Raw genomic sequence first — 18,360 nt, 5'->3', positions numbered from 1 at the left:
GTCGCTGATATCGCAAGACGTGCGCGCGGCGGATGACTTCTTTCGCCCTCATTTTCATCGTTCAGTAGTGGCCCAGCCTCCTCTCCCAGAAGCTGCCATTCATTCACGATCGCCAGCAGGCGCTTAGATCAACGTGGACACCAGCCGACCTTCACATCGAAGGGGCGCCACCCGGTGCGCATTGTCGTTGCTGTGCCGGGCCAGTTGTCCCTACGATCCCAAAAGCCCAGATGAGTCTGGTCGCACCGCAAAGACCTTGCGTTATGCCGCAAGACACAAAAATCAGCCTTCAAGTCGTTCGATCTCCGAGGAAGAAAACCATTGGTTGCGCATCGCGGCCGCAACAAGAGCGTCGGGATCCTCGGTATAAGCAACCAGTGCCAGGCTCTTCTCAGCACGCGTGCAGGTGACATACAAGAGTCTACGCGTTCGCGTGATGCCGCCATCGGTGGCGTCAGCAAGATGCTTGCGATCCGTGTCTGAGTGCGGCTTGGCTTCGAACAATTTGTCGTAGGAAAATAGGAAGCCCCGCGCGTCGCTGTCGTCAAGAATCACCAGCACGCGCTCAAATTGAAGACCCTTAACGCCTTGATGGGTGCCGAAGGGCCCGCGGTCGCTGACATATTCCGCGTATGGAATCGTCTGGCAGTAGGGTGTCTCCAGAAATGCTCGCCAAGCGTCGAGGCTTGCGGGAGACGCCTCTGCAGTCTCGTCTTCGTTGTCTGACGCCTCGTCGTCGGTGATCGGCTCGAGATCCTTGGTCGCGGGATCAGGATCATCGACGACAAAAGGGCGCAGTGCGGCAGGAATCTCGAATAGCCGGTGCTCGGCAACGCATTCGAGCACGGCGAGGAAACCGGTCGCAGGGCTCTCGGGATTCAAGGCGAGCAGAGCATCCACGCCGGCGCGTATCGGCAGTAGCGGGTCGTCCGGGGTCGAAGTTTGGGAAATGGCTGACCGCTTGAGAAGTGGCGAGGTCGCGCGCAGATGAGCCATGACCGCGAATCCATCCTTCGCACGCGCCGCGGCGACGAGCGGAGCGACGCGTTCGGTGAATAGCCTCAGCCCTGCAATCTCCCCGGTCCGCAGCCCCGTCGAGAGGCGCGAGTCCCGATCGAGCGCTTGAAACATTTCAAGGAATCCACGTCGCGATGCGGCCATATGATGTTCGAGCGTGAGCGCTTTGACCTCCGCCTCATCTCTCCATTGGGAATCGTCGCACAGATCGGCCATCTGCTCGCGAACCCATCGCTCCAAACCTGGCTTGTCGGGCGTGGTGCTAGGTGCGACAAAGAGGCGGACAATTCCGACTTCGCTGTCGTCGCGGGCCACTTGGCATTGGCGATCGACGGGTGCACGCAGCACGTTGCCGAGCGCGATCACGCGCCGGGGCGAGCGATGGTTCAACCGCTTTGCCGGGCGAGCCCAATCTTCGGGCACCAGACGCTCCAGCTCGGGATGACCATCGAGGAAAATGCGCTGCATGGTGTCCCCAAACAAGCCTATGCCGAATTTTCCCTTGTTTGCAGCGGCAAGCGCAAAAAACGATTCGAGCAGCCCTTTGTTCGTATCCTGGCTCTCGTCGATGAGCAGGAAGGGATATTTGTTCACGAGAACCGCTCGCATCGACGGTTTGGTTTCAATGAAGGCCGCTGTGATTTTCAGAACCTCAGAATGCGACAAAGAGTCCTGGCCGAAATTGTCGCCATTGGGGTTGTATGTAAAACGCCGGGGAACGCTGAGCCATTCGAGGCGCCGCATGGTTGATGCGATGGCGCGTTCGCGGTCCAACGCTGCCTTGGTGCCGGCCCGCCCCTTTGCCTGCTTCTCATGGAGTTCGGCAAGGTCAGTCGGAAGCGTTTTTAGCAACCAAGCTTGGATGTCGGCATGATAGGTTTCGATATGCCGCCAGCAGAAGCGGTGGATCGTCGAAATCGGGAACAGCGGGTCCTCCCCGACACGCTCAGCTATCTCGTCGGCCGCAGCATTCGTATAAGTGATCACTGCGATCTTCTTGCCCGAACGTCGGAACGCTGCGCCATAGTCTTCACGAAACGCATCGAGTGCATTTTTCAGCGAGCGCGTCTTGCCGGAACCGGCGCCGGCATAGAGGAAGAAGCTTTTGGGGTCGGCGGGATTCAGGCAGTTCCGGATCTGCGCATCGGCACCGTCATCGAAGTCCGGCGGCGCCGTCTCAATCGCTACCATTGGCTTGTCCCGCTTTTATTTCGCTTCCCAAGATATCTATGCCAACCGCCGTTTCGAACCATTTGAGACCGGCCGCGATATAGCTCGGGGGCTTCAAGGCCTTGGGATCTTCAAGCATTAAACAATCAAGCGCGAACGCTGCCTTTTCGGCCGTCTTCAGCAATTCGAACAGTTCATCTTCAAGGTCGTTGCCAGACAGCCCCTCCGCGACGATGGCACGGATCTTGGCTGACGTGACCGAACCTTCGACCTTCGCGACGGCCGGAAGATTTTCCAGGATTAGCGCGTCTTCAAAGGTCCGAGGGATTGCGAGGCTGTAGCCGTCGCCTGCGCCCTCGACTTTGACCGGCTTCTGATAGGCGACATAGAGTTCATAGTCGCAGCCCGCCGTCGATGCGTGGCCGTCGGCGGGCAGTGCGACCAGTTCGTCGATCATCTTCTTCTTGGGGTGCCACTCCTTCAGCACCGAGTTCGCTGTTTGCTGCGCTTTACCCTGCTCGGGACGCGCCGACTTCCAACGCGTCGTTTCCTGGCCATTCTTGTCGGTTATTTTAGTCGCCACTGTCGCGTCGAGATCGCTGATGATCAGCGTCGCGATCCCGAGGGCGTCGACCAGATCGCGAAAGTTGTGAACGTGGCTACCGCCGAGTTCAAGCAGAGTGACGTAGCGGCGTGATAGCTCAGGGAAGTGATGACGGATGAAGTGGGGTACGAGGATGCGCTCGGCCTGGCCCTCGACGAAGACGACCCCATCCGCGAAGAAGAGATCGCAGTGAGTGGCCTTGAGGTACCGCTTCACAAAGCGCTTCGTGTCGTCGCCGTCACCGAAAATATGGGAAAGGTTAGCGACTGTCGTTGTCGGGGTTTCCCCCTTGCTCACGGCAGGCCGGCGGCGGAAATACCGCAGGTTTGCGAAATCCGCCTCGTGCGCGACGTGGCTTGAATGAGTGCTGACAATGAGCTGGGTGCAATAGGTATCTCCGGCACCGAGATCGCAGTGCTTTCTAAGAAGGTCATAGGCCTTGTTGATGAAGACCTGCTGTACCTGCGCATGAAGATGGGCTTCAGGCTCCTCGACAAGCACGAGATGCAGAGGCTGGATCTCGTGCGAGACATCCGAGCCTTCGAGAATGCCCGCTTTTTCGACACGCATCCACTCGTCGCGGAAGCCCATCAGCATGAACACCATGGCGATCAAATTCTGATAACCCAATCCAGAATAGTCCTCAGGGAGCTTGAGTGTCTTAGTGCCGTCGCCCGAGGGATCCGCCACCTGATACTGCACCGACGAGCCGTGCTTCAGTCCGTCAGTCGCTCGAAGTAGTGTCGAAATTTTGAGCTTGGGGTTGCTCATGCCGGGATATCCCAGGTCTTCAAGCTCCTCGAATGCGGCAGCAAAGCCTGCCTCAAGGCGCGCGTCGAAGCTGCGTTCGGCCGCTTGGATCGCGCCGAGTGCCTCATAGTCCTTGTCGGAAGGGGTCTTCGACGGATCGAGATGCCGGTCGTAGTAGGAGCGCAGTTGATCCGATAGGCGCCGCTTGAAACGACGAGCGGTGGCCTCCCCTTTGTCCTCTCCGCCATCGTTGCTCCCTGCGTCCGCAAAGTCGCGTTGCGCGGCGATCTCATCGATTTTGATAAGGTTCTTAAACGGGGGGTGATCGAATGCCAGCGTGCTGGCGGGCAGAATCTGCGGCGTTGCAAGCCCGTTCCTGCCCGGCAGCGTGACAGCGGCCGGGTCGAGCGGATAGGCCGATAGTTCAAGATGTGCCCGCAGTCGTCGCTCCAGGAAGTCGGTAAGGCTACGCGGCCACACCGCGATCTTGATCACTTCACCGTTCGGGCTGGTGGTAGACGCATCGCGGGCGGCGCTGCGCTGCGCGAGGTACTCGGTCTTGAGCTTGTCGAGATCTTTGATCCGATAGGTGAGCCGCACCCCGAGCATCCCGCCGGACCAATCCAGCGTCGGCAGGACGTGGACCACGTGCTGAATTTCGCTAAGCGGAACGTCGAGCCAGACGTCGAGCGACGGAAGGAGCAGGTCCAAATCGACGGTCGCCTCCGCATCCGCCTCCCACTCGTCTCCCAAGAGATCGATCTTCGTCCAATTGGCGATCGTCACGTCGCGTAGCGTAAGCCGGATCGGCGATAGGAGGAAGATGCGCAGAGCCACCATCGCGGACGTTTTGCCGCTGTTGTTAGCACCAACCAGAATCGTCGTCTTTTTGTCCAAGTCGAGGTGGGTCGACTTCAATTTACGGAAATTTGAGATTTCAACGAATTTGATCCGCATAGCTCCCCCTGAGTGCGCAACCTTAGCATGAGCGCTGGAGAACAAAAGCCTCCGCAGAATGGCTAAAGTGGCACTATGCCAGACGGCTGTCCCTACCGGCCGAATGGCAGTTTCTTGCAGGAGCAGACGATTTTCCTAAGTCCGTTGAATGGCCGACGCTGGGCCGGCAACTGCCCTCTCGAAGGCAGGCGCAAGACAGCTATCCAGATAGCAATCAAAAGCCGCCAGTCCACTCACGGCCCCATTGCGGTCATTAGCCCTTCGCCGCGGAGGAAAGTTTCTGTGCCGAAGCTACCGCTCGAAATGAATATTCAACGCCGCACCAGGGCTTCCCCAATCCGGACTGCTTTCACGATGGCTAAAGCGGCTTCACCCGCTCAATGCGATATCTCTTCTCGAACTCACGGAGCACCATTTCGAGCGTTGCCTCAAAAGCACCCTGATCAAACATCATCGATTTCTTTGCCTCGTGAAGGTAGCGCCAGTCGGTGAAGGCATCTTGATGCTGATCCAGAATGTGACGAATGCTGTGGTCGATGAAGAAACCGTTGGGATAGTACGGGACCACTGACCTTCTGAACTCCGCGTCGAGTTTCTCTTGGCTTTCGGGCTTCAGGCTATCAAACAGTTTCATCAGGTTGTGCGATTTGACAACCTTTGGATCGTCGTAGTCGAAAACGAACCACGCTTTGAGTGCTAACTCCATCGAAAGCGCCAAAAGCATCGGTTCAACACCGACGTGTTCGCTTTCGCGGAGGTCTGCATGCTTTCCGAATTCTGGGCCTGGAAAGCTCTGAGTTTTTCGAAAAATCGCCTTTGCGGCTTCCCCGATTCTAATGGCCGTCGATAGGCGCGCACTCATTAGAGATCCATTTGATTGATGTAGACTGTTTTTGGAACTTGAACTGAGGCATTACAAGAACGCTATCGCTTAGGCCAGGTGGCACGCAGTTACAATTTAACGACGACAAGGTGGAGTTGAGTTCACTGCCGGCGGCCTGTTTTTCCCACCTCTTTGGCGCACGAATCCTCACGAAGTTCGTATAGTGAAAAACAGCCCGACTCCTGCCGGCGGTCAGCCGCAGTTGCCTAGGTGTCATTTCGCCCCGACCCGACCCCTAGCAAGACGAACCGCTGAAACAGAGCCAGTCGGTTCACGCCGCCGTCGGGTTGATCACGTTCATATCGATTTCGGTCAGTTCCACACGCCGCTCGAAGGCTATGCCTGCCTCGTCGAAGAGATGGCAATCGGCGGCATTGATGCCGGTCGAAACAGGCGCGTCCGGACGGATGCCGACGCTGCCGGGCAGCATAGCGCAGAAATTCTCGGACTCGCCGTTGAGCGAGGCGTAGGCGACGGTATTGGCGCCGAGGCGCTCGATCACCGTCGGCGTCACGGTAAAGACGATATCGCCGCCGTTGAGCTGGATATGTTCGGGGCGGATGCCGAGGGTCAGCGTCTTGCCGGCCATGCCGTCACGTGGCGTCACCGGCAGAACGGCCGTCTGGCCGAGATACTCCACCTGGACGCCGCCGGCGCTGGCGCCCTTGCAGGTCACGGGCAGGAAATTCATTTTCGGGTTGCCGATAAAGCCGGCGACGAACTGGTTGGCCGGCTTGTGATAAAGCTCCAGCGGCGCCCCCGTCTGGGAGATGTCGCCGGCGTCGAGCACGACGATACGGTCGGCCATGGTCATGGCCTCGACCTGGTCGTGCGTCACATAGATCATCGTCGCCTTCAACGCCCGGTGCAGCTTGGCAAGCTCGATGCGCATGTCGGAGCGCAGCGCCGCGTCGAGGTTGGACAGCGGCTCGTCGAACAGGAATATCTTCGGTTCGCGCACAATGGCGCGGCCGATTGCGACGCGCTGGCGCTGGCCGCCGGACAGCACGCCGGGTTTCTGCTGCAGCCGTTGTTCCAGGTGAAGGATGCGCGCCGCATTTTCCACCCTGGCCTTGAGCTTTGCCTCTTCCATCTTTTCGACGCGAAGCGGGAAGGCGATGTTTTCGAAGACGGTCATGTGCGGATAGAGCGCATAGGATTGAAACACCATGGCAATGCCGCGCTTGACCGGCGGCAGGTCGTTGACCCTGACGCCATCGATGACGATATCTCCAGCCGTCGTCGCGTCGAGGCCGGCGATCATCCGCAGCAGGGTGGACTTGCCGCAGCCGGACGGGCCGACGAAGACGACGAACTCGCCGTTCTTCACATCGAGCTGCACGCCCTTCAGAACTTCGTAGTCGCCATAGAATTTCTGAACTTTGTTGAGAAGGAGCTGTCCCAAAAATCTGTCTCCACCGGCGGCCTGGTCGCATGTTCGATCATGATAGGGGAGGGGCCGCGGCTGATGCCGTCGCGACCCCAGGAGAGGTTTACTTGAAGGCTTCGATTTCGCCGGCAGCCTTCTTGAGCGCTGCCTCCGGCTCGGCCTTGCCTGTTACCACCGACTGGATCATCTCGATTATCGAGTTCTGGAAGCCCTTATAGTCGGTGAACAGCGGCTCGGGACCACCGTAGCTGATGCCGTCGATCAAAGGCTTCCAATTGGCATCCTTGGCGACGAACTCGTCGACCTTGGCGGAGGGGCGCAGCGGGGTGAGGCCGGCGCCGCCCTGCAGCTCGTATTCCGGCTGGACATCAGGCGAGGTGATGAACTTGGCGAATTCTATCGCCTTGTCCTCGACCCCCGAACCCTTGAAGATCGCCAGGCTGTCGGTGATCAACAGCGTGCCCGGGCCCTTGGCGTCGGGACCGAGCGGCAGCGTCGTGATGCCCCAGCTGATCTGCGTCTTCTTCAGACGGTCGGCTGCACCGGAGCCGGCCTGGATCATCGCCACCTTGCCGTCGAGGAAGATGGCGCGGACTTCGTTCTGCTCATAGGCCGTCGGGCCTTCTTCGGAGTAGGGGACGATGTCCTTATAGGCTTTCAGCGCGGCGAGAATCTGCGGGCTGTCGAGCGTGACCTTGCCTTCGGCATCGGTCACCGCACCGTTATTGGTGTAAACCCAATGCATGAACTGGTGCATGGTGTTGTCGAAGGTCTTGGCGGAGAGACCGAAGCCCGGAATGCCGGTCTTTTCCTTGATGGTCTTGGCCATCTCGATTTCTTCGGCCCAGGTCTTCGGCGGCGTCTCGGGGTCGAGGCCGGCCTGCTTGAAGAGATCCTTGTTCCAGTACAGCGCCTTGGTGGAGAAGGCGATCGGAACGCCCCACTGGTTACCCTCGAAGGTCACGGTGTCGACGATGTGGGGATAATAGGCCTTCTTCTCGTCGTCGGTCATCGGCACCGGAACGATAAGATCGTTCTGGGCGAATTCCTTCAGCGTGCGCGAGCCGACATAGGCCATGGCAACCGGCGTGCCGGCGGCGGCAAGCGTCGTTGCCTTGTCCTGGCACTGCGCCCAGCCGACCACCTCGGGGGCGATCTTCCAGCCCGCGTTCTTTTCTTCCCACTGCTTGATGTATTTGGTGTGGACCGGGTCGATCGTGTCGCCGCAATAGATCCAGCTGATTTCCTTGTCGGCTGCATGGGCAGTGACCGCGGTCAGTGCCGTCGAACCGAGCAAAGCGAGCGCCATAAGGCCTGTCTTGATTGTTATGCTCACGTCGTGACTCCCGTTCTTGTGTTAGCTGTTCACTCGTTTTTTGGTCTTATTGTTTCACCGCACCGGCGGTCAGCCCGCCGACAAGGTAGCGCTGAAGGAAGAAGATGACGACCATCGCCGGCGCGATGCCGACGAAGGAGGCCGCCATCAGTTCGTTCCAGATGACCTCCTGCTTGCCGAAGTAAGCAAAGAGACCCACCGGCAAGGGCATGTATTCGGTCTTCGAGTTGAAGGTCAGCGCGAAGATGAATTGCTGGGCGTAAGCGCCGATGAAGGTGGTGATGGCGACGACGATGATGCCCGGCATCGCAATCGGCAGGATGACGCGGCGAAGCGTGTAGAAATGGCTGGCGCCATCCATATAGGCCGCTTCGTTGAGCTCCTGCGGGATGCGGATCATATAGGTGCGCAGCAGCCAGATTGCCGAGGGAATCAGGAAGGCGACACCGGGCACGATCATGGCGAGATAGGTGTTGAGCACGCCCATGCTGCGCATCAGCCGGAAGAGCGGGATCAACAGCACGGCGCCGGAGAACATGTTCACCGTCAGGAAGGCGCCGAGCAGGATCCCCATGCCCTTGAATTCGAACTTGGCGAAGGCATAGGCCGCCGGAATGACGAGGCAGAGCACGACCAGCGTGACGATGATCGAGATGAAGAACGAGTTGAAGATATAGCGCCCGAAACCGGGAACGCTGACCCACATCGTCCGGTAGGCTTCGAACGAACCGTTCTCCGGCCAGAAGCGGTAGGGCGAGGAGAAGAGCTGGCTGAGCGGCTTGAGCGACACCATGAAACCTTCGAAGAAAGGCGCCAGCACGAAGAACAGAAACAGGGCGATGCCGCAATAGATCAGGATGATTTCCCACCAGCGGTAACGGTCGATCATGGCGGGGCTGCTCATGCGCGCTTCTCCGGGTTGAGGCGGCGGGTGACGCGGAAATAGGCAAAGCAGAAGAGCGATAGGAAGATGCAGATCAAAACGGCGCGCGCCGCCCCCTCACCGTATTTCTTCGAGCCGATCGCGGTCTGATAGGTGTCGATGATCATCGTCGTCGTCTCGCCGCTCGGGCCGCCCTGCGTCAGGATCCAGATGATATCGAAGGAATTGAAGGTGGCGATCAGCGACAGCATCGACATGGTGATGATGGCGGGCACCATCAGCGGCAGGGTGATGCGGCGGAAGCGGTACCAGCGGCCGGCGCCGTCGGTCCAGGCAGCCTCATAGAGATCCTTCGGAATAGACTGGATCGCCGCCAGGAAGTAGATCGTCACCAGCGGCACGCCGATCCACACGTCGGTGATGATCGTCGCCCAGAAGGCGGTGCTTCCATAGGCGAGGAAGGCGACCGGACCGTCGACCAGACCGAGGCGCTGCAAAACGCCCGATATCATCCCGAACTGGCCGTTATACATCCAGCCCCACATGAAGATGCCGATCGCCATCGGCACGATCCAGGGCGGCATGGTCAAAAGCCGGAACAGCGAGCGGCCGGGCACCGCGGCATTGAGCATGGTCGCACCGAAGGTGCCGATCACCATTTTCAGCGCGACCGAAAAGAAGGTCCAGATGAAGGTGCGGAAGATGACCGTCGCAAACGTGGCGTTGAAGATCTTCTCGTAATTGACCCAGCCGACCCAGTTGGTGGTCTTTCGGAGCGACGCATCGGTGAAGGAGAGAATGAACGTGTCGACGAGGGGATAGGCGACGATGGCGAGAACATAGAGCACGGCCGGAAGAAGCAGGATGCAGGCGAAGATGAAGGTGCTTCGTTGAACACTCATCCTGCCGCCCTCCTCAAGCCGCTCTTGCGTGAAGGGCTTCGTCGAAGCGATCCCAGACGGGACGCAGGTCGACGACCGTTTTCTTCATCCTTGCTTCGTCCATCGCCAAAGCGAGAATGCCGGCCTCAAGCGCATTCAGCGTGGAAACGGGAAGTTCGAGCCCGGTGCGCACGCTTTCCAGCAGATCGCTCGCCATCTGTTCGTCGGCGCCGTAATGCTGGGAGAGCTCGGTAGCGGCATATTTGTTTTCGACGATCCTGTTGCCGGTCAGCTGTTCGTGCACGTCGAGATAACCTCGGACGAAATCGCCTTCGGCCATGCCGCGCGAGCCCATGATGGCGAAACGGCGGAACTGGTCGGGCACGTTCAGATTGGTGTGGAAGTTCATGCCGACGCCATTTTCATATTCGACGATCGCCACCTGATAGTCGATGATATCGGCATCGCTGTCGAAGACCTTGTCCGTTCCCATCCAGCCGCTCGGCTTGCGGTGGAAAAGCTCGAGGTCGTTGATGCCCTCGCGCGCCGGGTCGTTGGCCGGAATGAAGCTCTTGCGGCCGCCGAAACTTGCAACGCGCTCGGGCCGCGCGCCGACGACGCCATTATAAAGGTCGAGGTCGTGGCAGCATTTCTCCAGCATGAAGCTGCCGGAATAGCGCTCATAGCGGCGCCAGTCGCGCATGAAGAAGGCGCCGTGATAGGGCTCGATATGTTCGGAGGCTTCGATCGACACGATCTGGCCGAGTGTGCCCTCGGCCTGGATGGCGCGCAGATCCTTATAGAGTGGAGAATAACGCAGCACGAGGCCGACCATCAGTCGCTCATGGCCGAATTTCGCCATCAGATGGGCAAGCTCGATGCTTTCAGCGATCGTCGTAACGATCGGCTTTTCACAGAAGACTTTGAGACCGGCTTGCAGTCCGAGCCTGATATGATCGAGATGCAGGTGATTGGGGGAGCCGATCATCAGCAGATCGAGCTTTTCGGAAGCCAGCAGCTCCTCCGGCGAAGCATAGGCCTTGCCGACCGAGACTCCCTTTTCCGTCAATCCGGGAAGTCCGGCGGGTTCCGGATCCACATAGCCGACAATGTCGAAGCTGCTATCGATCGCTTTGAACACATATCCGAGATAGCCGAGCCGGAATCCTAGCCCGATGATTCCCACTTTCATGCCGATCAAGTTCCCAATTAAGTAATTTATTTTCTTTAAGTTGGGACAAAAATCGAGAGGCGTCAATAGAAAACGGGCCTCAAAGCGCGGGCATGAAATTAATTTTCATAGATCGGTAGGCGGCTGCCGATTGTTGGCTTCAACCGGCCGGACGCGGATTGCCGAATGGAATAGCGCGCACAGCTTGAAGCAGCGGCGGCGAATTCATCGTATTTTGCCCAGGCGGCGATCGTCCCGACAACCACACGCGGGACTCGCGAAATGTTGAAAAGACACGTGAGTTTACGTGTGTAGGATGGCACGAGACCCGAAGGCAAGGAGGAGCCATCATGACCCGCATGACAGCCAAGGATTTCCCTCAGGAACTTCTCGAACTCTACGATTATTACGCGCACGGGAAGATTACCAAGCGCGAATTTCTCGACCGGGCCGGCAAATTTGCGGTCGGCGGGCTCACCGCAGCCGCCATTCTTTCGTCGCTGAGCCCCGACTATGCGCTGGCGACCCAGGTCGAGTTCACCGATCCCGACATCGTGGCCGAATACATCACCTATCCGTCGCCGAAAGGAAATGGAGATGTCCGCGGTTATCTCGTGCGCCCTAAAAACGCCGCCGGCAAAGTAGCGGCCGTGGTGGTCGTTCACGAAAACAGAGGCCTGAACCCCTATATCGAGGATGTGGCGCGACGCGTGGCAAAGGCGGGTTTCATCGCACTGGCGCCTGATGGACTCACTTCGGTCGGAGGTTATCCCGGCAACGACGAAAAGGGGCGTGACCTGCAGCAGAGGGTCGACCCGGAAAAGCTGATGAACGACTTCTTCGCGGCGGTCGAATTTCTGATGAAGAGCGACCTCACCACCGGCAAGGTCGGCATCACCGGCTTCTGCTACGGCGGCGGCGTCGCCAATGCTGCGGCGGTCGCCTATCCCGAACTTGCCGCAGCCGTGCCCTTTTACGGCAGACAGCCGCGCGCCGAGGACGTGCCGAAGATCAAGGCCCCCTTGCTTCTCCATTATGCCGGGCTGGACAAGGGCATCAACGAAGGCTGGCCGGCCTATGAAGCTGCGCTGAAATCCTCGCAAAAAATCTACGAAGCCTATGTCTATCCCGACGTCAATCACGGCTTCCACAACGACACCACGCCGCGCTACGACGAAGCAGCCGCCAAGCTCGCCTGGCAGCGCACGGTCGACTGGTTTACGAAATACCTAGCCTGAGGAGGCAGTGGCTTGAACGATGCTGCGGCGGGGAGCCATTCCCCGCCGCCTGGGGCGGTCCTGCGACAACCCTATGATTTCCGTTCACATCTAGATTGCTCTGCGGTTCGACCCGCGCGGGCTCGCGGACTGGAAGGGACCCCGGCGGGGACACCATGGTATGATCGATCGAAAAGCCCTTCTGTGGTTCTATGGGCAAGCCTATGATCGCGAGAGCCACCGGAGGACGTCACTGGAGCACCCTCGCGAAGAGACGGGCTCATCATGCAGCCATCCTCTATCGATCTCGAAATTGCGGTGATGATCATTCGGGAGAAATGTCATGGTACGCTTGCTTTCCGTCAATGTGGGCCTGCCGCGCGACATCACTTGGCAAGGCAAGATCGTCAACACCGCCATTTGGAAAACGCCGGTCGATGGCCCGCGCATGGTGCGGCGGTTGAACGTGGACGGCGATGGACAAGCCGACCTCGCCGGCCATGGCGGTGAAGGCCGTGCGGTCTTTGTCTATCAGATCGATTCCTACCGGTACTGGCAGGAGCAGTTGCGCCGCGACGACTTTGTCTACGGGCAGTTCGGAGAGAATTTTACCATCGATGGTTTGCCTGACGCAGAAGTCTGCATTGGAGACCGTTATCGGATCGGCGCCGCGCTGTTCGAGGTGACGCAGCCGCGCGTCACTTGCTACCGGCTTGGTATACGCATGGACGAGCCGCAGATGGCCGCGTTGCTGGTCAAACATGGCCGTCCCGGCTTCTATTTGCGTGTGCTCGAAGAAGGAGACGTGCGGGCAGGCGACGAGATCACGAAGGTTGCGTCCGGCCCCGAAGGCATGAGCATTTTTGCGATCAACGCGCTGCTTTACATGCCCGGCCATCCTCGTGACCAGTTGGAGCGCGCGCTGCGCATCCCGGCGCTGAGCGCCGGCTGGCGTGGTTCATTCGAGGCGCTGCTCAAGCAGAGGCGGGAGGAGGGGGCAACGACGGGAAATGCCGGGCTCGCCGCCGCATCCGGCCCGCCGCCGGCATGGCGCGGTTTCCGCCCTATGCGTGTGTCGCGCAAGGTGCGGGAAAGCGGCAACGTGACCTCCCTCCTGCTCGAACCGACGGATGGCCAACCCGTTACCGCGGCACTGCCTGGGCAGTTCGTGGTGCTGCGGTTCGGGCCAGCTTCTGCGCCGGCGATGATGCGTAGCTATTCGCTGTCAGGCGAGCCCAGCGCCAGCCATTATCGCGTCAGCGTCAAGCGGGAGCCCCATGGCCTTGCCGGCTGTTACATCGATGACGAACTGCAGATTGGAGACATCGTGCAGGCAAGCGCCGCACGCGGCAGTTTCACGTTGCGGCCGGGCGCCTCGCCAATAGTTCTCTTGAGTGCGGGTATCGGCGTGACACCGGTGCTGGCGATGCTTCACGTTCTGGCGGCCGAAGCGTCGACCCGGCAAGTCTGGTGGTTATACGCTACCCGCAACGGCCGCGAACATCCGTTTGCCGAGGAGGCGCGCGGGCTGCTCGGGACGCTTGCTCACCATCGCAGCCACATTCGCTACAGTTTGCCCGACCCCGAGGATCGGCCGAAGCTGGATTTCGACGCTTACGGCCGTCTGGATGTGCAGTCGCTAAGAGCACTCGACCTGCCGCGCGATTGTGATGTCTATATCTGCGGACCCTCGACATTCATGAGCGATCTGACCGTCGGACTGATAGCCCTGGGCATCGCCCCGGATCGCATCCACAGCGAGATGTTCGGCGCCGGTCCGTCGATAACCCCCGGAATGTCTGCTTCGCCGCCTCGTCCACCACATTCACCGGCGGGGTCTCCAGGCTCGGGGCCGCTGGTGTCGTTTGCGCGCACCGGTCTTAATGTGCGCTGGGAGCCGACATTCCAGAGCCTGCTCGAACTGGCGGAGGTCTGCGACGTGCCGGTGCGATGGTCGTGCCGAACCGGCGTCTGTCACACCTGCGAGACCGGGCTTGTAGCAGGGAGCGTCGACTACTGGCCCGACCCGGTCGATGCGCCGGCAGACGGCAACGTGCTGATCTGCTGCTCGAAGCCTAAGGGCGACATCGTGATCGATTTGTAGAGGCAGGATTCTTAGTGGTCTTTCTGGCGGATGCCTGATTGTCCCTACCTTGCAAGCATGGCGATGCGATGCTGCCCAAAGGCGAACGAACATTCGTGGCGGAGGATACGGAAGGCTTCCTCGCCTCTTCATGACGCGCAAAGAGCGCTGCAACAGCTTGAATCGCGGCACAATCCTCAAGTCGCTTCCGATTTAAGCAATTATGCGGTAGCCTGCCCGCTGGCTTTCATCGAGCGAAGGTTTTCGCTCGACGCTGGAGACGGCTTCAGACGACGAAGTATCGACCGTCGGGATTGCAGAATACGTTCTGTCATCGATGATCAGGCCAAAATGCGATGTGCACGGAACAAGGATGCCTGTCATTGGGTTTCGAACCTTAGCGTTCAAAAGGAGGAGCATTCATGCCTACGGTTGCTGCGACACCCATCACCCCACCTGACCAGCACGTCGTCACCGCGCGCGAAGCCATCGAGCCGCTTTATGAGAAGCTCGAGCTCCAAACGGAATCGCTGGTTCTATCCGCGGCACTGGAAGCGGGATGGTCTCCGGATGAGGCAACGAGGGCACTTGCGGCGCTGAGACTGCAGGACGCTCTTTCCACCTTGGACGAACGAACCAGCCGTTAAACTCCGAGAATATCCACTGCCTCCGACAACTCCGACAGGGGTTGCCGTGCTGTTCGACGCGCACAGCTATTGCGAGCCGCCGGCTTTGCGTCGCCGCCGGCTGACCATCATTCCGCCGACGATGAGAACAATTCCGGTGGCGTTCGCCCAGAACGACGTCGGCACGGCGCGCAGATAATCAAACGCCACCCCCGTTACCATCTGGCCGCCAATGATCAGCAGAGCCGCATTGACCGCGCCTATCCGAGCAATCGCCCAGCTGCCTGCCGCCACGAAAACGACGCCGATCGGACCACCCAAAAAGACATACCAAGGCGCCTCGGCGGCTTCAGCTGGAAGCAGGCCTCCGACAACGAGACCAAGGCATGTAAGAACCGCAAAGCCTACGGCGTGATTCCAGAAGGATGCGATCAGCGGCGTTGTGGATATGCTCAACCGCCCATTGAGCTGACGACTGAGGCCGACGAGCACGCCGCCGAGGCAAGCCAGGAGAACGAACACTGTCACGCCGCACCTCGCCCAAGCAGGATAATGAGTGCGCCGCCGGTGACGACCAGGCCGAGCGCGGCGATGTCCCGCATGTCCGGGCGCCGCTTGGGCAGTCCGAATAGACCCCAACTGTCGGCCGCCAGGCTGAAGGCGACCTGGCCTGCCAAACCCAAAGCCAAGGTGCCGGAGAGCCCGAGCGGCGAGTTGACCGCGGTCGAGGTCAGAATAACCGTTGCGGCCCCGGATACACCACCGAGATAGGCCCATAAGGGCGCTCTGTCGGTTTTACCCACCATCGGAGCGCGGCGGCGGTTGAGCGCTAAAAGAAGAATGACGGCGGCGACCATGCCTGTGCCGTGAGCGGTCCAAGATGAGAACATGGGATTGCCGACCCGTGCCAACTCACCGTTGAGATGCACCATGAACGTTAAGAGCCCACCCGTCGCAAAAGCTCCGATGAAGTAGATGGGATGCGAATTACGTGCTGCTTCGATGGTCATTGCAGATCCCGTCAAAGAATCGATTGCGCCGGATATTTTTCAAACTGCCATTACCGAACGCGCGTCTTGCACCTGGCCGGAGCTATCAGCATCGACATGGGAGTGCTAAACGGCGACCTTTGCATATAAGGAAATATCGTGAAAAAATTAGTTCGCCTGCTGCTGACGATCGCTCTTGCTCTCGTCGTTTTTACCGGTTTCCGCTGGTATCGCTATATCTCCAACACCGATAGCCCCTATGACGAAATCGGCATCACCCTCAACAATTCCATGCCCGGTCCGATCAACAGCTGGGGCTGCGCCAAGCTGAAAATCACCTTTGCCGGTTCCCTGCCGCCATATGGCTGCGCTGCCGCCGACGCGACGCAGTGGAAATAACGCACCAAGGCTGCGCCGATGGCCCAGCCTGAATTGCCTCGCGGAGTAGGCCGACCCCGCCGGCTCACATCGGCCAGACCGCCAGCAGGGCGGGCACACTGACCAGCACGACAATGAGCGAGAGCGGCAGGCCCAATCTCGCATAGTCGCCAAATCGATATCCGCCCGGCCCCATAACCAGCGTATTGCACTGATGCCCGATGGGCGTGAGGAAATCACAGCCGGCACCAATGGCCACCGCCATCAGAAAAGCATCGGGCCGAAAGCCCAGCTTGGCGGCAAAAGTCGCGGCGATCGGCGCCATGACCAGAACAGTTGCTGCGTTGTTCAAAAATGGGGTCACGGCCATGGCCGCAACCAGGATCAGAGCCAGAGCGCCGAACGGCGGGAGCATCTCGGCGATCCGCGACAGGAGGTCCGCGATGATGTCGGTGGTTCCCGTGGTTCTCAGCGAGTCACTGATCGGGATGAGAGCGGCCAGCATGATCAAAATGGGCGCATCAAGATGATGATAGACTTCGCGCAAGGGAATAGATCCGGTGACCACCATCAGAAAGGCGGCGGCAAAAAATGCTGTCGCGACAGGAATGCCGCCGAAGGCTGTCGCCCCCATGGTGGCCAAGAGGATGATGACGGGGATCATGCCGTTGCGGGCGTTGCCGAGCTTCAAATCCCGTACGACCAGCGGCAAACATCCCCATTCGCGTAAAAGATCCGGCAGCTTCTGCAAGTCGCCCTGCAAGACCACGACGTCGCCGTTGCGGATCTTGATCTCGCCCAGACGCTCGGTGAAGCGCCTGTCCCGGCGGCTGACGGCAAGAAGGTTGAGGCCGGTATTGTGGAAGAGAGAGACGTCTTTTGCGCTGACGCCGATCAAACGGGAATGTTCGCCGACGATGGCTTCAACGGAACTGATGTCCTGGCGTGTCTCCGGCTCGTGTTTACGATCGGACAGTTGAAGCCTGGCTTCACTGACGATCTTGTCGAGAGCGCTCTGCTCGCCCTCGATGATAAGACGGTCGCCATCCTTGAGCACTGTGTCGGGAAGCGGCGTTCGTCTTTGGCCGCTGCCACCGATAATTGCGGTCACCATCGCATCGCCGCCGGCGGGCTTCTGCAGCCAGCTGACGGACCGGCCAATCGCCGCCGACGGCGTGACGACCTTGGCCTCGGTCGTGTAGTTTTTGATCGCCACCGCCTCATCCATCGAGGTTTCTGCCCGGGTTCTTTCCGGAAGCAGCTTGTAGAACAGCCCCAGAAAGACAACGCCGGTGACCGCGAGCGCCAGGCCGACGGGCGTATAGTCGAACATCGTGAACGGCTGCCCGGTGATTTCCTCACGCACCCGGGAAACGATGATATTCGGTGATGTGCCGATCTGCGTCATAAGCCCTCCGAGCAGAGAGGCGAAAGACATCGGCATCAGGAACATCGACGGCGATACGCGTGATTTCCGCGCCATTTGCACGGCAACCGGGATCATGATTGCCAGCGCCCCGATATTTTTGACGAAAGCTGACAGGGCGGCGACAATGGCAACCAAAATGATCAGCTGCATCCGCGGCCCGCGTCTTTCGGGAGAAAATCGGCGCAACGCGACATCCATGATCCCCGATCTGGATATCGCCGCACTGACGATGAGCGCGCTGCCAACGATGATAACAATGTCATCGGCAAAACCGGAAAAGGCAGCTTTGGCAGGCACGATGCCGGCAATGATGGCAACGAGCAGCGAACTCACGGCGACGATATCGTATCGATAACGACCCCATACGAAGGCGCCCATCATGAGCGCGATGATGAGAAGGGAAAGCCATTGGTCAACGCGCATGTTTGCATCCCGGTGGTAGCAATTAACGTTTGAGGCATGAGAACGATACGACGCGACGGCGAATTTTTTTCATCGCCTCGCCGCTTCCTGTGGCCGACAATCGGTGGGTGCCGGTTTGTTCGGCCCGGTCGGCACGCCTGGCCGTCATTCGAAGTATCGAAGGCCACGTTCGC

The 18,360-nt window shown here is 59.4% G+C and carries 15 protein-coding genes; 4 read left to right on the top strand and 11 right to left on the bottom strand.

The features are described 5' to 3' along the window. Positions 1–282: 282 nt before the first annotated feature. The 8 genes from HJB82_RS29630 to HJB82_RS29595 all read right to left on the bottom strand — a co-directional run bounded on the left by HJB82_RS29630 (position 283) and on the right by HJB82_RS29595 (position 11,063). Positions 283–2,208, bottom strand: a complete 1,926-nt coding sequence (locus HJB82_RS29630; RefSeq protein ID WP_221142267.1) for a UvrD-helicase domain-containing protein — start codon at positions 2,206–2,208, stop codon at positions 283–285. Further along, complete coding sequence (locus tag HJB82_RS29625) at positions 2,195–4,498, bottom strand: ATP-dependent endonuclease (RefSeq protein WP_221142266.1); 2,304 nt, start codon at positions 4,496–4,498, stop codon at positions 2,195–2,197. The genes HJB82_RS29630 and HJB82_RS29625 overlap by 14 nt, the downstream gene beginning before the upstream one ends. A gap of 358 nt (positions 4,499–4,856) precedes the next feature. After that, the gene (locus tag HJB82_RS29620) at positions 4,857–5,360 is read right to left on the bottom strand and encodes a hypothetical protein (RefSeq protein ID WP_221142265.1); all 504 of its coding nucleotides are present in this window, start codon (positions 5,358–5,360) and stop codon (positions 4,857–4,859) included. A 292-nt stretch (positions 5,361–5,652) separates the two neighbouring features. Next, positions 5,653–6,786 carry an ABC transporter ATP-binding protein gene (locus tag HJB82_RS29615; protein WP_221142264.1) on the bottom strand — a complete coding sequence of 378 codons (1,134 nt, stop codon included), beginning with the start codon at positions 6,784–6,786 and terminating at the stop codon, positions 5,653–5,655. Between the two features lie 88 nt (positions 6,787–6,874). Continuing rightward, positions 6,875–8,080, bottom strand: coding sequence for an ABC transporter substrate-binding protein (locus HJB82_RS29610; protein WP_221142291.1), 1,206 nt, complete (start codon positions 8,078–8,080; stop codon positions 6,875–6,877). A 73-nt stretch (positions 8,081–8,153) separates the two neighbouring features. After that, positions 8,154–9,011 carry a carbohydrate ABC transporter permease gene (locus HJB82_RS29605; RefSeq protein WP_221142263.1) on the bottom strand — a complete coding sequence of 286 codons (858 nt, stop codon included), beginning with the start codon at positions 9,009–9,011 and terminating at the stop codon, positions 8,154–8,156. Beyond that, a complete protein-coding gene (locus tag HJB82_RS29600; protein ID WP_221142262.1) occupies positions 9,008–9,892 on the bottom strand; it encodes a carbohydrate ABC transporter permease in 885 nt (294 codons plus the stop codon). The genes HJB82_RS29605 and HJB82_RS29600 overlap by 4 nt, the downstream gene beginning before the upstream one ends. Positions 9,893–9,905: 13 nt before the next feature. Next, positions 9,906–11,063, bottom strand: coding sequence for a Gfo/Idh/MocA family protein (locus tag HJB82_RS29595; RefSeq protein WP_221142261.1), 1,158 nt, complete (start codon positions 11,061–11,063; stop codon positions 9,906–9,908). 329 nt (positions 11,064–11,392) lie between these two features. On the opposite strand from HJB82_RS29595, the gene yghX reads away from it, so the two are divergent. From yghX to HJB82_RS29580, 3 genes are all read left to right on the top strand, one after another. Beyond that, entirely contained in the window at positions 11,393–12,280 is an 888-nt protein-coding gene (yghX, locus tag HJB82_RS29590) for a YghX family hydrolase (RefSeq protein ID WP_221142260.1), read from the top strand. A 322-nt stretch (positions 12,281–12,602) separates the two neighbouring features. Beyond that, positions 12,603–14,363 carry an MOSC and FAD-binding oxidoreductase domain-containing protein gene (locus HJB82_RS29585; RefSeq protein WP_221142259.1) on the top strand — a complete coding sequence of 587 codons (1,761 nt, stop codon included), beginning with the start codon at positions 12,603–12,605 and terminating at the stop codon, positions 14,361–14,363. A gap of 401 nt (positions 14,364–14,764) precedes the next feature. After that, positions 14,765–14,989, top strand: a complete 225-nt coding sequence (locus HJB82_RS29580; RefSeq protein ID WP_207585286.1) for a hypothetical protein — start codon at positions 14,765–14,767, stop codon at positions 14,987–14,989. Between the two features lie 66 nt (positions 14,990–15,055). Here HJB82_RS29580 and HJB82_RS29575 read toward each other — a convergent pair whose 3' ends face one another. Then, positions 15,056–15,496: a DMT family transporter gene (locus HJB82_RS29575; RefSeq protein ID WP_207585285.1), complete on the bottom strand. Its 441-nt coding sequence runs from the start codon at positions 15,494–15,496 to the stop codon at positions 15,056–15,058. Next, positions 15,493–15,978, bottom strand: a complete 486-nt coding sequence (locus HJB82_RS29570; protein WP_221142258.1) for a DMT family transporter — start codon at positions 15,976–15,978, stop codon at positions 15,493–15,495. The genes HJB82_RS29575 and HJB82_RS29570 overlap by 4 nt, the downstream gene beginning before the upstream one ends. Before the next feature lie 138 nt (positions 15,979–16,116). On the opposite strand from HJB82_RS29570, the gene HJB82_RS29565 reads away from it, so the two are divergent. After that, complete coding sequence (locus HJB82_RS29565) at positions 16,117–16,356, top strand: hypothetical protein (protein ID WP_207585283.1); 240 nt, start codon at positions 16,117–16,119, stop codon at positions 16,354–16,356. 64 nt (positions 16,357–16,420) lie between these two features. Here the strand turns inward: HJB82_RS29565 and HJB82_RS29560 are convergent, their stop codons facing one another. Further along, entirely contained in the window at positions 16,421–18,187 is a 1,767-nt protein-coding gene (locus tag HJB82_RS29560; protein ID WP_221117735.1) for an SLC13 family permease, read from the bottom strand. Between the last annotated feature and the right edge of the window lie 173 nt (positions 18,188–18,360).

This window comes from Rhizobium sp. NZLR10 (genome assembly GCF_019685125.1).
Classification (GTDB): domain Bacteria; phylum Pseudomonadota; class Alphaproteobacteria; order Rhizobiales; family Rhizobiaceae; genus Rhizobium.
Note: the sequence above shows the minus strand (reverse complement) of the source record. Positions and strands in the feature narration are given on the sequence as shown.

Coding starts and splice junctions, on each gene's coding strand:
- HJB82_RS29630 (WP_221142267.1), bottom strand. CDS start 2,208: ATGGTAGCGATTGAGACGGCGCCGCCGGACTTCGATGACGGTGCCGAT.
- HJB82_RS29625 (WP_221142266.1), bottom strand. CDS start 4,498: ATGCGGATCAAATTCGTTGAAATCTCAAATTTCCGTAAATTGAAGTCG.
- HJB82_RS29620 (WP_221142265.1), bottom strand. CDS start 5,360: ATGAGTGCGCGCCTATCGACGGCCATTAGAATCGGGGAAGCCGCAAAG.
- HJB82_RS29610 (WP_221142291.1), bottom strand. CDS start 8,080: ATGGCGCTCGCTTTGCTCGGTTCGACGGCACTGACCGCGGTCACTGCC.
- HJB82_RS29605 (WP_221142263.1), bottom strand. CDS start 9,011: ATGAGCAGCCCCGCCATGATCGACCGTTACCGCTGGTGGGAAATCATC.
- HJB82_RS29600 (WP_221142262.1), bottom strand. CDS start 9,892: ATGAGTGTTCAACGAAGCACCTTCATCTTCGCCTGCATCCTGCTTCTT.
- HJB82_RS29595 (WP_221142261.1), bottom strand. CDS start 11,063: ATGAAAGTGGGAATCATCGGGCTAGGATTCCGGCTCGGCTATCTCGGA.
- yghX (WP_221142260.1), top strand. CDS start 11,393: ATGACCCGCATGACAGCCAAGGATTTCCCTCAGGAACTTCTCGAACTC.
- HJB82_RS29585 (WP_221142259.1), top strand. CDS start 12,603: ATGGTACGCTTGCTTTCCGTCAATGTGGGCCTGCCGCGCGACATCACT.
- HJB82_RS29580 (WP_207585286.1), top strand. CDS start 14,765: ATGCCTACGGTTGCTGCGACACCCATCACCCCACCTGACCAGCACGTC.
- HJB82_RS29570 (WP_221142258.1), bottom strand. CDS start 15,978: ATGACCATCGAAGCAGCACGTAATTCGCATCCCATCTACTTCATCGGA.
- HJB82_RS29560 (WP_221117735.1), bottom strand. CDS start 18,187: ATGCGCGTTGACCAATGGCTTTCCCTTCTCATCATCGCGCTCATGATG.